The following is a 14,300-nucleotide window of genomic DNA, read 5'->3' on the forward strand; positions in this document are numbered from 1 at the left end:
GAAGCAGGAGTTCTGTTAAAATAGAGGCAGTGACCTATCACAGATACCAAGGAGAGAGAATGTTAGCACTTAAAGTATTAGATGTAAAAAATTGCATGAATGACCTTTTGGCGTCGGAAGCCTTTGATCGTTTCTTGTTGTCAGATGCGACGATCACGACCAGGATGACTTATTCTCTGGACGGACATCTGACCAAGGGCTATCTAACCGAGGAGGAACTTTTGGAGGAAGGACTGTCCGGGGAACGCTGTGTGCCTTATGGATATGTGCGCAAATTGTGCTTTGATATGATCAAGGGCAAGCGCAAACCGGCATCTTTTCATTTTACCTTTCTATGTCCGCAAAAACTTTTACGCGAGATCATAGAGGGACAGAGTCTTTCCATCCAGCCGTCCGAGGTAGCCAATCTGACCCTGAATTTACGCTATGTCGGGGAAGAATTACTGGTGACGGCAGGTTGCACCATGCAGGGATTTTCTCTGGATCGAAGCATGGAAGAAGCATGGAAAACATGGGTATTAGCCTTTTTTGGGAGACTTTCGATCGCAGTGGAAAAAGCCGTGTAAGAAAGACCGAAATGCCTTTACTTTTCGGCGCTTGTGTGCTACTCTAATCACATATTGGTTTCCAATATAGATAATTTTTTTGGAGGTACTTGTAATGAGCAAGGGTACAGTAAAGTGGTTCAACAACCAGAAGGGTTACGGATTCATCTCTGACGAAGAAGGCAATGATGTTTTCGTACACTACACAGGCCTTAACATGGAGGGCTTCAAGTCTTTAGAAGAAGGCGCTGCTGTAGAATTTGATGTTACAGATGGTGCTAAGGGACCACAGGCAGTAAACGTAACAGTAGTAGGCTAATCTACGAAGTATTAATCAGACCGTTTTCAATGTACCTTTTTAGTTTATACATCTTGATTTAAATTGAGCAGGAAATTGGGATACAGCATGATTAAGGAAAGGCGGCGTGCATAGCATGTCGCCTTTTGCTTTGCGGCGGCTGCGCAGGACGGGAACATCAGTGCCCCCGGTCATACTTGCCCTAGATTGTTTCCTATACAAAGAGTGTTGTCCGTCCTGCGTAGATAGGACGTATGACAGTAAGAAAAGGCGATATGCTATATATGGAGGAAGTAGAATGAAGAATGAGATCTTAGTGAAATATTTGAAGGCGGGGATCACGCCGTTTCATCTGGTGCAGCAGTGCGCAGCAGACTTAGAGGCGGCAGGCTTTGCACCGCTTGCCATGGAAGAAGCATGGCATCTGGAAGAAAGCAAAAAGTATTATATCAATCATCATGGCACAACGATCCTGGCATTTACCGTGCCAAAAAAGGATGAGATGCTGGCAAGTCAGGATAATATCGCACTCCGCATTGCTGCGGCACATACGGATTATCCTTGTATGCGGATCAAGACCAGCCCGGATGTCAAGACCAAGAAATATCATAAACTGAATGTGGAAGTCTACGGCGGAGCCATTCTGAACACATGGCTGGATCGTCCGCTGGGGATCGCCGGACGCGTGGCACTGCGGTCAGATAAGTGCCTACATCCGCAGATGCGCCTGTACGACAGTAAAAGACCATTGGCAACCATCCCAAACCTTGCCATCCATATGAACCGTGAGATCAATAAGGGCATAGAACTCAACCGCCAGGCCGATATGCTGCCATTGCTTGGCATGGGCGAGGATGAGGATGCCTTTATGACATTTCTGGCAAAAGAACTGCAAGTGCCGGTGGAGGATATTCTGGACTTTGAACTGTCTATCTATGTCTGGGAAGAACCGGCTCAGATCGGTCTGCGAGAGGATATGATCTCATCGCCGCGTATTGATAATATCAGTTCCTGTGCTGCGATCATGGAGGCTATGTGTCAGGCAACTTGTGACAAGCATTTAAATATCGGCATTTGTTACGACCATGAGGAGATCGGCAGCCGGACCAAGCAGGGCGCAGGATCTGCCATTCTCACCGATGTCATCGAAAAGATCTATGAATCTATGGGATGGACGGCTCGGACTGCAAAAGATGCCATTTATCAGGGACTGATGGTCTCTGCGGATGTGGCGCATGCCCTGCATCCAAATCATGTGGAAAAAGCAGACATCACATCACAGCCGATCATGGGAGATGGTTTTGCCATCAAGGAGGCTGCTTCTCAATCTTATGCTACGGACTGCGAAGCCATTGGCATTGTAGAGCAGATCGCACGGGCAAATGGGATCGCTTACCAGAAATATACGAATCGATCTGACATTGTGGGCGGCGGTACTTTGGGAGCCATTTCCTCTGCACTTTTACCGATGCGCACGATCGATGTGGGTGTACCTATGCTTGCCATGCATTCCGCAAGAGAATTGATGGGGCAGGCAGATTACGGCAACCTGAAAGATCTGATCGTATCTTTTTATGGAGCAGCCTGAACTTTAACGATTTTTTAACCTTTGGAAATTAGAATGAGAAAAAATACAAAAGGACATAATAGAATATATGCCTGTCTGGGGCTTGTATGCAGTCTTTGCCTTTTACTTCTTACTGCCTGCGGTCCGGTGGATTTTTTACAGGAGACCGTCAATGGGCGGCTGGAAAAGGTCGTTGTGGGCGAGGCAAAAGAGGTTGAGACCATTTCGGCAGACCGCTTTGCCTACCAGCAGTTGTCGGCAGAGGAGCAGACAGTCTACGATCAGATCTTAGATTGCATCCAGCATCATACCGATTGCGTGACGGTATCCACCAAGGATCAGGATGTCTTAGACAAGGCATATCGCTGTGTGATGGCAGATTACGGCGGGCTTTTCTGGACATCCGGTTACCAGTACAACACCTATTCCAGTTTTGATCAGGTGATCGGCATGGAATTTATGCCGACCTATACCTATACCCAGCAGGAGCGGGAGGAATTGCAAGCGCAGATCGACGATGTTGCAGACCTCTGGCTGGCCGGGATCGACAGCGATGCCTCCGATTATGAAAAAGTCAAGTATGTCTATGAAACACTGATCAGTCAGGTGGATTATGATGCCGATAGCCAGAATAATCAGAATATCATCAGCGTATTTATAGGTAAGAAGACGGTTTGTCAGGGCTATGCGGATGCGACGCAATATCTTTTGTGGCAACTGGGCGTGTCGTCTATCGTGGTGACCGGTCTGGCAGGTGGCGATAACCATGCATGGAATCTGGTCAATCTGGACGGAGAATACTATTATATTGATACCACTTGGGGCAACACCCATTTTCTGGGAGAATTGCAGGGTGCCAAGAAGATCGATTATGGCTATCTGGGCGCCAGTACGCAGGATCTGGCGGCGACCCATACGGCGGATATGCCCTTTGACCTGCCTGCCTGTGAATCTGTGACGGACAATTACTTTTATCAGGAAGGTCTGTATTTTGAGACAGCAGATTTGTCTGCTATTGGCAGCCGGATCAGAGAAAAATATCGACGGGGCGCGACAGAAATCTCCCTTCGTATGTCAAATTTGCAGGATTACCTGCAAGTAAAAGACGATCTGATCGGGCAGGATAGGATCTTTACATATCTGGAGGGGCAGCAGGAACTGACCTATTTTGAAAATCAATCGCTCTATATTTTGACTTTTGTCTTGTAAAAGAGTAGGAAAAAGCCACTTTTGCTGGAAAATGCGCAAAAAGTATTTACAAAAGTGGTTTTATATATTATTATGATGTGGTGATGAAAACCACGTGAGAAATAAAACAAAACCACAAACAGGTTGGGAGGCGTTTTTATGTATAAAATAATCATTGATTCTTGTGGAGAATTATCAGAAGAAATGAAAGAGAACGGACATTTTGCCAATGTTCCGCTGACATTACAGGTCGATGATGCAGAGATCGTTGATGATATGACCTTTGATCAGGCAGATTTTTTGAAAAAGGTCGCTGCCAGTGAGGAGAGCCCAAAGTCAGCCTGTCCTTCCCCGGATGCCTATATGCAGGCGATGGATTGTGATGCAGACCATATTTATGTGATCACCCTGTCATCACAGTTGAGCGGATCCTACAACAGTGCCTGTCTGGCAAAGGATCTTTTCTTAGAAGACCATGAGGATAAGAAGATCTGTGTGATCGATTCCAAGTCCGCTTCTGTCGGGGAATCTTTGATCGGACTCTATATTGCATCCTGTGAAGAAGCCGGTATGGATTTTGAGACAGTGGTTGAAAATGTCGGTAATTACATCGAAAACCAGCACACTTTCTTTGTACTGGAGACCTTAGAGACCCTGCGCAAAGCAGGGCGTCTCAGCAATCTGAAGGCAAAACTTGCCAGCACCCTCAACATCAAGCCGATCATGGGATCGACCGAGGAAGGCTCCATTCAACAGTTGGCGCAGGCAAGAGGCATGAATAAGGCATTGGATCGCATGGTCCAGTCCATGATGGAAGTGACCAAGAACTGTGAGAACCGTGTTCTGGCAATTTCCCATTGTAACTGTAGGGAGCGTGCGCTACAATTAAAAGAAAAAATAGAAAAGGTAGCCTCTTTTAAGGATATTTTTATTGTTGATACGGCAGGTGTCAGCAGTATGTACGCCAATGACGGAGGCATTATCATGGTGGTATAGCGCACATGCAATACGAAGAAATTATCGAAATCATACAATCAAAAAGAAGATTTGGAAAGGCATATGGAAGAGATGTGACCGCGGAAATGATGGAACGTTTAGAACATCCGGAAACGGGCATGAAAATCATTCATATTGCCGGAACCAATGGAAAAGGATCAACGGCAGCATTTGTAAGTAGTATATTACATGCTGCCGGTTTTGTTGTAGGAAGATTTACATCACCACATCTGATCCGCTTTACAGAACGTATCGTTGTTGACGGAGAAGAAATTGGAAAAGATGATGTCATACGATTAGGAGAACGTGTGTTAGCACTTCCGATGAGACAGGAAACAACGATGTTTGATTTGTGCCTGGGAATGGCAGTGCTATATTTTAAAGAGAAGAATTGTGACTTCGTTGTTTTAGAAACGGGACTCGGTGGGGCGAAAGATTCGACTGCGGGATTATCAGTTGTTCCTGAGGTTTGTGCGTTTACAAATATTGGATATGATCATACGGCAATTCTTGGAAATACCATAGAAGAAATTGCAGCGGAAAAAGCCGGGATTTTGAAAAAAGGTACCCATGCAGTTCTTGGAATTATGGATGAAAAAGCAGCGGATGTGATAAAAAAACAGGCGGAGATTTTGGATGTCCCCATTACAAATGTGGATAACTTGTTGACAAAAATCTCAACCTACGAAATACCGCTAAACGGCGTATTTCAGAGGGCTAACGCCACATTGGCTGTGGGGGTAGTGGAAACATTATTCAATAACCATTGTGGATATCTCGGGGATAACTTTTTGTCGAAAAAAGAGGAAATCATTCGACAAGGGTTAGTGGAAGCTAAGTGGCCAGGACGAATGGAGGTTTTGTCCGAGAAACCGTATGTTTTGGTAGATGGAGCTCATAATCCGCATGGAGTTGAAGCGTTATTCAACTCACTAAAAAATATGTTTCCGGATGAAAAATTTGTCTTTTTGGTAGGAGTTATGGCAGATAAGGACTACAGAGCCATGATGCGGTGCATGTATCCGCTGGCGGACACCTTTTTGTGTGCTACGGTTGATACCAGTCGCAGTTTACAGGCGGACGAGTTGTGTCAGGATCTTTTGGAAGATGGAATGTCTGCTTCCGTAAGTGGAGATCTTTTGGATGGGATCCAAAAGGCGATCGCTTTAGGAGAAGAAAAAGGAGAACGTATTATTATTTTTGGATCTCTTTATTTTATAGGAGAGGTCAAGGCAATATTTGAAGGCGGAAGCATACATCTGCCGGAGTATGAGTAGAGGAGAAAAGGATGCGAAAAAAAGAATTAGCAAAACTTGTCATAGAAAGATTAAAGGAAGAATACCCGGAGTCTCATTGTACCCTGGATTATGATGATGCGTGGAAACTGCTCGTCAGCGTGCGTCTGGCTGCCCAGTGTACGGATGCCAGAGTCAATGTTGTAGTGCAGGATCTTTTTGCGGCTTATCCGTCGGTAGAGGCGCTGGCGGAGGCGACCCCGGAAGAAATCGAAAAATATGTCCATCCGTGTGGACTGGGCAAAAGTAAGGCGCGGGACATCAGTGCCTGCATGAAGATGCTGCGCGATCAGTATGACTGCCATGTGCCGGATGATTTTGATGCCCTGCTTTCCTTGCCCGGCGTGGGGCGAAAAAGTGCCAACCTCATCATGGGGGATGTCTTTGGCAAGCCGGCGATCGTGACGGATACCCACTGTATCCGACTCTGCAACCGGATCGGACTGGTGGACGGCATCAAGGATCCGAAAAAAGTGGAGATGGAACTTTGGAAGATTGTGCCACCGGAGGAGGGCAGTGAACTCTGCCATCGTCTTGTCGATCACGGACGTGCCGTGTGTACCGCGCGGACTGCACCTTATTGTGATAAATGCTGTCTGGCGGATATTTGCAAGAAGAGGATATAAATTATGAAAACTGCACATAAGAATTGCGTATCTTTTCTATTCGTTGTAGAATATACACATATAATATGGAGAGTAGGAAAGGGGTATTTTTTATGGAGAATGAAGAAAAACTCAGAAAGCGGAATTTGATCACTTATCCGCTGGGAACGATGGGACGTGATGCGGTTTACGCACTGATTAACAGTTATCTTTTGACCTTTGTCTTGTTTACCCATTCGCTGACGGCAGCGCAGTTGACCGCCATCACCGGTATTATGATCGGAGCGCGTGTCTTTGATGCCTTTAACGATCCGATCATGGGCAATATCATCGAGTGCACCAGAAGTAAATATGGTAAGTTCAAGCCATGGCTTTTGGCAGGCATTTTATCGACCTCGGTGGTTATTTATCTGATGTTTAATGTGCAGTTGCAGGGCTGGAAGTTCGTGGTATTTTTTGGTGTCATGTATTTTGCCTTTAGTATTACCTATACCATGAACGATATTTCTTATTGGGGCATGGTTCCGGCGCTGTCCTCCGATGCAGATGCGAGAAACCAGTTTGCCTCGAGAGCTACGCTTTTTGCCGGTATTGGTGGTACGGCGGCAACGATCCTGATACCGCTTTTTACGACAGGCAAGAATACCATTGGCGGTAACGCTGCTTACGCATACGGTAGGATTGCGCTGGTGATCGGTATCTTAGCACCGCTTTTTCTTTGTATCACCATTTTTGGTACTAAGGAGCACCGCGATACGGCGCAGGAGAATAAGGCAAAAGAGAAGTTCAGTTTCAAGAAACTGGTACATGCGATCTTTCGGAACGATCAGTTGATCTGGGTAGCAGTCATCTTTTTGATCCAGCAGATCGGCAATGGATTGATCGTGGGCGGTATCGGTTCGACTTATATTTATTCTATCTATGGATATGAAGGTGGACTTTATTCTTTGTTTACGACCGTCGGTATGTCGGTTACGGCATTTTTGATGATCTTTTATCCGACCATTTCACGCCATATCCATCGTAAGAAACTCATGGGCTATATGGCTGTGATCGCAACCATCGGGTATGTCATGATCTTTGCCTCCGGGCTGATGCCGGGCAAGGGCATGGGCAAGTTTGTGGTGCTTATGATCGGCTATATGCTCTGTAATTTCGGACAGTATTGCTACTATCTGATCATGATGATCTCTATTATGAATACGGTCGAGTACAACGAACTCAAATTTGGTTCGCGTGATGAAGGCATCATCACATCCCTACGTCCTTTTATCACCAAACTGGGTGGAGCCATCATTGTAGCGGTCACATCAGCCGCATATATTTTGCTGGGGGTTACCGATTATACCAACCAGATTTCAGAATTAGAGCAGCAGTGCAATCAGAACCTGATCACAGAGGCAAGCAAGTTGTCCCAGATCGACGCAGTGCTTTCTCATGTGACCAATCAGCAGGCTATGGGGCTTTTGATTTTTATGTCCATCGTGCCGGGCATTTTGATGCTACTTTCTTATTTTCTCTATAAGAAGCATTACAAGTTGGATGAGGAAGAATATGACCGTATCTGCAAGGAGTTGGGAAAGACGGAGTAGGATCACCTTCGTATATCCCCCGGCAGCAGACCGTAGCGTTCCTTGAACTTTCGGTAAAAGAAGCCCTGATTATGGTAGCCGACAGCCTCGGCAATGGAGGCAATGGATCGGTCTGTCGTGTGTAAAAACTGCATGGCTTTGGCAAGCCGGATCTCCTGTATGTAGGCAGAGAGGGTAATATCTTCTGCCCCGCGAAAAAGACGGTTCAGATAGTCCGGGCTATAGTGAAAGGCATTGGCAACGGCAGATACTGACACAGTGGCAAGATGGGTATTGATGTACTGCTTGATATCAGAAAGCAGGGCATTGTGCCATGCCTTGGTATCTTCGGTCATGACCTGCATACGAAATTCCTGTGTTAAAAGGTCAATGATGCGCTCGACATAGCCGACGATGATATGTTTTTTGCCGGGGCGGCAGGCGATCAGTTCTTCCAATATGGTATAAAAAGCATGATAGGTCAGAGGTGTCTGATCAAAAGGAGAGAAGCGGATATAGAGATATTCGCTTCTTTTTTGGTTGAGAAGTTTTCGGAGTGCCTGCATATAGTCGGTGCGGCGGTCGGCGCCAATATATTGATCAAAGAAAGAATCGTCCACATCCAGACACAGGATGGTGCAGTCTCTGGCGAGAAGATATTCTCCGTGCATGACACCGGCAGAGATCAAAAGCATTTCTCCCTGTGAAAGGCTGACATCCTGATCTTCGATATGGATGCGCAAAGACCCCTCGACAATGTAGATGAGTTCAATATGTGTATGTGCATGGAGGTCACAGCGCATACCGTTTTCAAAAGGAATCAAAAAAGTGTAAGCGTCCGGTGCAGAGATCGTGGCATAGAAAAACTCCTGCTTAGACCGGGGACTGGTGTGCCAGCCGGTCAAGGTGACCAGGTCGTAGGTCAGGCGGCGCGGAGAATTTTGGAAATGGTAAGTCGTATCTAAAAATGCCTGATGCTCGGCGTAAGAATTGACGACAGGCTGATCTACCGTGCTTTTTTCAACTGTTTTTGAGAGTAATTCTGTAATATTCATGGGGAAAGTATAACATGCCGGAGAAAAAAAGAAAATACCATGTCGGATTTGGTAAGTGAAAAGCGACAGAGTGTGCGTCATTGGAAATTACAATCGATGGAAAATGAGGTTAGGATAGGAGTCATCATAAACAAAGTAAAATAGAAAGGATAGATAGGATTATGACAAGTAAAAGAACCGTATTTACCGTAGATGGAAAACCTTTTATCGCAATCGCCGGAGAGTCACACAACTCCAGTTCATCCGATGCCGCCTATATGCAGGGCGTATGGGATAAGGCAGAAGAGGAAGGCTTAAATACCTTACTGCTCCCTGTGACATGGGAACTGACAGAACCGGTGGAAGGACAATTTGATTTCACATTAGTTGATACACTTATCAACCAGGCGAGAGAAAGAAAAATGCATCTGATCTTCCTTTGGTTTGGTACATGGAAGAATGCCCAGTGTATGTATGCGCCGGAATGGGTGAAAAAAGATATGGTGCGATTCCCGAGAGCCCAGATGGAAAAGGGCAAGAATAAGACCAGACTGATGGCATTTTACGGCATGGAATATACGACGCTTTCCGCTTTTGGTGAGGAGACAGTGAAGGCTGATGCGAATGCTTTTGCTCATCTTATGGCACATATCAAGGAAGTCGATGAAAACGTGGGTACCGTGATCGGCATGCAGGTAGAAAACGAGACCGGTATGCAGGGATCTGACCGGGAACATTCCGATTTTGCTGATGCGAAATATGCAGAGGATGTTCCGGCAGAATTTGTTTCTTATATGAAGGCTCATACAGACAGCATGGAGACCGGTGTCAGGGAAGCCGTGGAAAATGGCGCTCATGCCGGAAACTGGGAGCAGGTCTTTGGAGCATGTGCCGGAGAGATCTTTACTGCATACTATGTGGCATCTTATGTGGAGAAAGTGGCTGCCGCAGGCAAGGCAGTATATGACCTGCCGTTTTCTGCAAACTGCTGGCTGGATAAGGGCGAGGAAGCGGGAAAATATCCGACCGGTGGACCGGTAGCCAAGGTCATGGAGGTATGGCGCTACGCAGCACCGTCGATCGATGTGATCTCTCCGGATATCTATGTGCCAAACTTTACCGAGATCTGTGATACCTACACCAAGATGGACAATCCGCTCTTTATCCCGGAGACAGCGACACATTCACATTGCGCACCGCGTCTGATCTATACGATCGGCCATTATCATGCAACCTGTTTTGCGCCGTTTGGCTTTGAGGATATGGGGCAGCCTTTTAATGATATTTCTGCCTATCTGTTTGGGGTGGACGTATCCGATCCGCTCTTACAGACGCCACAGAATGTCGAGGACTATCGTTGGTGTGCATCAACCTTAAATGACATGATGCCGCTTCTGACAGAAGCTTATGGCACAAACGATTTGCAGGCGGTGATCTCCGAAAAAATGGATATGACGCCGAGCGATCCGTCTAAGGGCTTTGCCGGAATGATGGCAAATAGTGATCCGGAAAATGACACCATGATGTTTGGCGGCTTTGGCTTCAAGGTCATGATGAACATACCGCTTGTGACAAGAAAAGACGGTGTGTGCTTGATATTGAAGGCAGAGGAAGATACCTATTATATCCTGGCGAATGGCTGCATGATCACGCCATTTTCTGCAAACCCGGAAAAACCAAACTATGACATCATCGCACTGGAAGAAGGCAAATTTGTAGATGGACAGTGGAAAGCCGGTCGTCGTTTGAATGGCGATGAGGCATCCCGTTTCTGCTACAATGACTATACTCTGGTGAAATTGAAGGTATTTGCTTATAAATAAAATATGAAAAACAGAGGATTTCAGTTGATCCGTTGCATTTTTTTTCGATACTGCAATGGGGTCAACTGAAATTTTTTCTTAAAGGCATTTTGAAAATAACTTTGACTGGAGTAGCAGAGATAATTGCTGATCTCCGTCAAAGACATGTTGGTATACATTAAAAGGCTCTTGGCTTCTTCCAATTTACAACGTGAAATGTAGGCACCCGGAGAAATACCCAGTTCTTTACGGAAACAATTTGTAACATAGGAAGTGCTGCGTTCGATATTATCTGCAACATCTGTTACGGTGATCGGTTCGTTTGTATGGCTGCGAATAAAATTCATGCTATTGAATACATCACTGGATACCCCAAGTGGGATGTGGCTCTTGCCGGAAAGTTGGCAGAATTTAACCAGCATATTGTAGCGTAGAGTCTCAATCTCGTGGATAGATTGGAGTTTTTCACATTCCTGCACATATTGTCCCATCAATTCAAATGCAACTTCTGTTGAAACACCGCCGGGAATGGCTCCGATCATAACGATATTGGTGATGGTGCTAATGAACATATTTTTTGCCTGGCGCAGCGCCGATGTTGCCATAGGCTTTGCCAGAATACTCAATGGAATCTGATTTAAATAACTTTCTAATTCCTCCTCATTTCCCATTTTAATAATTTCATAAAGTCGCAGTTCGTTGGAATAGGTATTGAAATATTCTTTGGCTTCGTCTCCGATATTGGATCTGGTATTGGTCGCCATGTCATCTGCTGACGGGGTATAATCCGGAAAAAAGTGTGATAATTCACAGGTTTCATTATTGATTGCCTGATGAAGAAAAATTAAGTGCTTGGCTAATTGTAATTGGTTCATACGCGGGATAGAGCATAAAAAATCCTGGATCTTATCTCTTTCAGAGAATGGGATTTTATTTTCACGAAGGAAGGCATTTAGGATCTCAGGTGTGATCTCAGTCTCGAACACGGGACCAATCACGATGTGTATGGAAGTGTCTTGGACGCGGACAATGCCATACTCGATCGAAGGATCATAGTGACTAAAACAGGGGAAGTTTGGAAGATCATCCGGGACATAATAGTCATTATATTGAGGAATATTGGTTACTGTCCGTACGGAAGAATAAAGTATGTTCACATTGTCTAAAAGATTGACAGGAATACTTGTGGCAGAAAAATAACTTTTACAAAAATTAAGATAATCCATAAAATATATCCTCCGATCATGATTTTAAAGTCAGTTTAAATGAAAAAAAAAGAAAAATCAATAATGAAAATCATAATAACAAAATGAAAAGCGCAATATTGAATAAAAATCCTATGATATTCTTGTATCATCAAAAAGATGACAAGCGCGCGAAAATGGAATCTACAATTTTAGGAGGTTTTTATGAAGAAAATAACTTGGAAGAGAATGCTATCGGTAGCACTTGCTGCAACCATGGTAGCAGGGGTTTTTACCGGATGTGGTAAATCGAGTAGCAAATCGAATGATCCGGATCATTTCTCAATGTGGATCTTTCAGACAGATGGCGCGGGCAAGTATTATACGGATTACAACGATTCCGCAGCAGTACAGTACATAGAGGCGCAGACATGGGATACGGAAAATGGTGGTATTGGCGATGGTGAGAGCCTGGATTTTGATTTTCAGGTGCCGGTTGCCGGATCAGAATCAGATAACTTTAATACACTGCTCTCCACAGGTGATTATCCTGATCTTTTGGATCTTACGGTTTCATCTGAAAATGCAGAAGCCTTGGCAGATGACGGAATCCTTATGGATATCACAGAATATGTAGAAAAATATATGCCAAATTATGTTGCATATCTGGAGCAGAACCCGGAACTCAAGATGCTTTGCACATCAACAGATGATGAAGGCAAGACACATTATTATCAGATCTGTATGTTGGGCGATTCCGTTAGAGATCCTTGGCAGGGCTATATGTATCGTCGTGACTGGATCGTAAAGTATGCTACACCGACCGATTATGTATGGGATTGGGATAGCGATACAGTAAAGAAAAATGGTCATCCGGAAGTAACACCTCTTTCTGAGGCAAAGAAACAGAACAATCTGACCGGATGGAAGAAAAATGAAGTGACTTCCTTTAGCGCAAGCGATGGAGATGATCCGGACAATACCTATGAAGATAATGTTATCTTCCCAAGTGGTACATCAGATCCTCTGACCATCAGCGACTGGGAGTGGATGTTTGAAGCATTTGACAAGGCAATCGCAGAAAGAGGCTGGGATGATGCTTATGACATTTCTATTTCTTATATGGGAAATAGTACCTTAGGCGATCTGGTTTCTTCTTTTGGTGGTGGTAACGGCTACTATTACATCAATGATGGAACGGTAGAGTATGACGGAACTTCTGAAAACTTTAAGACATACACAGAATGTATGCAGAATTGGTACGATCAGGGATGGTTGGATAAGCAGTTCTATACCAGAACAGATATCTTCTATATGATCAATACCACAGGCGTTAGTCAGGGTAAGGTAGGTCTTTGGTCTGCTTACACAGGAACCGCTTTAGGTTCTGTGATCCGTGATACCTGCATGGATGAGTCAGATAAGGAAGATGCCTATGCAATGGCTGCACCACTTCCAATCAATGATACTTACGGTAGCGATGCACAGAAATTTAAAGATCCTGACTGCATGTATCATGACAGCAGAAAGGCAGCAGCACTTGGTGTTACCAACAAATGTGAGGATAAGGATTTAGCAACACTGTTTACCTTCTTTGATTGGACTTACACAATGGAAGGCGCTTTGCTTACAAACCTGGGACTGACAGAAGAGCAGATCAGCGAAACCAAGTTGGATCCAAACTTATATGAAGAATATGGATACAAGGGCAGTTATGAATTGACAACAGGGGATGATGGAAAGCCGCTTTATACCCAACTGATCCCACTTGACGATGCTGTAGGTGGTGCTGTGACTGCAACCAGAATGTGTGTAGGATTGCAGCTGAATGGTAATACAGATGACTATACCATAGAGCAAGACGAATCCGCAGTGTTAAAGCATGCATATGAATTATGGACCAAGTATGAAGATACCGGAAGTGCATCTGATTATGCATCCTTATTAAATTCGGATGATTCACAGACATGGAGTACAATGCAGACTACAGTTAGAGATTATATGAGCCAGAATCTGCCGCAGGTAATCCGTGGAGAAAAGACATGGGATGAATATGTAGCAGGTATGGAAGCAAATGATCCATCCAGCGTTTGCGAACTCTTGCAGAAACAGATTGACAAAGCAAAATAAAAAGATATTGCCTTATAGGATATTTAAGACCGTCATACCGGTATGGCGGTCTTTTTATACCAAAATTTCAGGAAAAAGGAGAAAA

12 protein-coding genes are annotated in these 14,300 nt (G+C 44.8%); 10 read left to right on the plus strand and 2 right to left on the minus strand.

Features of this window, described 5'->3' with window-relative positions; all coding sequences use genetic code 11:
* The first annotated feature begins 59 nt into the window (after positions 1 to 59).
* From DW183_RS09435 to DW183_RS09470, 8 genes are all read left to right on the plus strand, one after another.
* A complete protein-coding gene (locus tag DW183_RS09435; RefSeq protein WP_118281748.1) occupies positions 60 to 566 on the plus strand; it encodes a DUF5721 family protein in 507 nt (168 codons plus the stop codon).
* 94 nt (positions 567 to 660) lie between these two features.
* Positions 661 to 864 carry a cold-shock protein gene (locus DW183_RS09440; RefSeq protein ID WP_118281749.1) on the plus strand — a complete coding sequence of 68 codons (204 nt, stop codon included), beginning with the start codon at positions 661 to 663 and terminating at the stop codon, positions 862 to 864.
* 277 nt (positions 865 to 1,141) lie between these two features.
* Positions 1,142 to 2,431, plus strand: a complete 1,290-nt coding sequence (locus DW183_RS09445) for a M18 family aminopeptidase (RefSeq protein ID WP_118281750.1) — start codon at positions 1,142 to 1,144, stop codon at positions 2,429 to 2,431.
* Positions 2,432 to 2,464: 33 nt separating this feature from the next.
* Entirely contained in the window at positions 2,465 to 3,619 is a 1,155-nt protein-coding gene (locus DW183_RS09450; protein ID WP_118281751.1) for a transglutaminase domain-containing protein, read from the plus strand.
* A gap of 138 nt (positions 3,620 to 3,757) precedes the next feature.
* Positions 3,758 to 4,594 carry a DegV family protein gene (locus DW183_RS09455; RefSeq protein WP_118281752.1) on the plus strand — a complete coding sequence of 279 codons (837 nt, stop codon included), beginning with the start codon at positions 3,758 to 3,760 and terminating at the stop codon, positions 4,592 to 4,594.
* Between the two features lie 5 nt (positions 4,595 to 4,599).
* Positions 4,600 to 5,871, plus strand: a complete 1,272-nt coding sequence (locus tag DW183_RS09460) for a bifunctional folylpolyglutamate synthase/dihydrofolate synthase (RefSeq protein WP_118281753.1) — start codon at positions 4,600 to 4,602, stop codon at positions 5,869 to 5,871.
* 11 nt (positions 5,872 to 5,882) lie between these two features.
* Positions 5,883 to 6,515, plus strand: coding sequence for an endonuclease III domain-containing protein (locus DW183_RS09465; protein WP_118281754.1), 633 nt, complete (start codon positions 5,883 to 5,885; stop codon positions 6,513 to 6,515).
* 92 nt (positions 6,516 to 6,607) lie between these two features.
* On the plus strand, positions 6,608 to 8,086 hold the full coding sequence (locus tag DW183_RS09470) for an MFS transporter (RefSeq protein ID WP_158573062.1): 1,479 nt from the start codon (positions 6,608 to 6,610) through the stop codon (positions 8,084 to 8,086).
* A gap of 2 nt (positions 8,087 to 8,088) precedes the next feature.
* On the opposite strand, the gene DW183_RS09475 is transcribed toward DW183_RS09470, so the two are convergent.
* Positions 8,089 to 9,120: an AraC family transcriptional regulator gene (locus DW183_RS09475; protein WP_158573063.1), complete on the minus strand. Its 1,032-nt coding sequence runs from the start codon at positions 9,118 to 9,120 to the stop codon at positions 8,089 to 8,091.
* A gap of 161 nt (positions 9,121 to 9,281) precedes the next feature.
* Between DW183_RS09475 and DW183_RS09480 the strand changes: the two genes are divergently transcribed.
* Positions 9,282 to 10,922 carry a GH35 family beta-galactosidase gene (locus DW183_RS09480; protein ID WP_118281757.1) on the plus strand — a complete coding sequence of 547 codons (1,641 nt, stop codon included), beginning with the start codon at positions 9,282 to 9,284 and terminating at the stop codon, positions 10,920 to 10,922.
* Positions 10,923 to 10,942: 20 nt separating this feature from the next.
* Here DW183_RS09480 and DW183_RS09485 read toward each other — a convergent pair whose 3' ends face one another.
* Positions 10,943 to 12,127, minus strand: coding sequence for a helix-turn-helix domain-containing protein (locus DW183_RS09485; RefSeq protein WP_118281758.1), 1,185 nt, complete (start codon positions 12,125 to 12,127; stop codon positions 10,943 to 10,945).
* A 183-nt stretch (positions 12,128 to 12,310) separates the two neighbouring features.
* Between DW183_RS09485 and DW183_RS09490 the strand changes: the two genes are divergently transcribed.
* A complete protein-coding gene (locus DW183_RS09490; protein WP_147403379.1) occupies positions 12,311 to 14,215 on the plus strand; it encodes a hypothetical protein in 1,905 nt (634 codons plus the stop codon).
* The last annotated feature ends 85 nt before the right edge of the window (positions 14,216 to 14,300 follow it).

This window comes from Roseburia sp. AM16-25, from assembly GCF_003473825.1.
GTDB lineage: Bacteria > Bacillota > Clostridia > Lachnospirales > Lachnospiraceae > Pararoseburia > Pararoseburia lenta.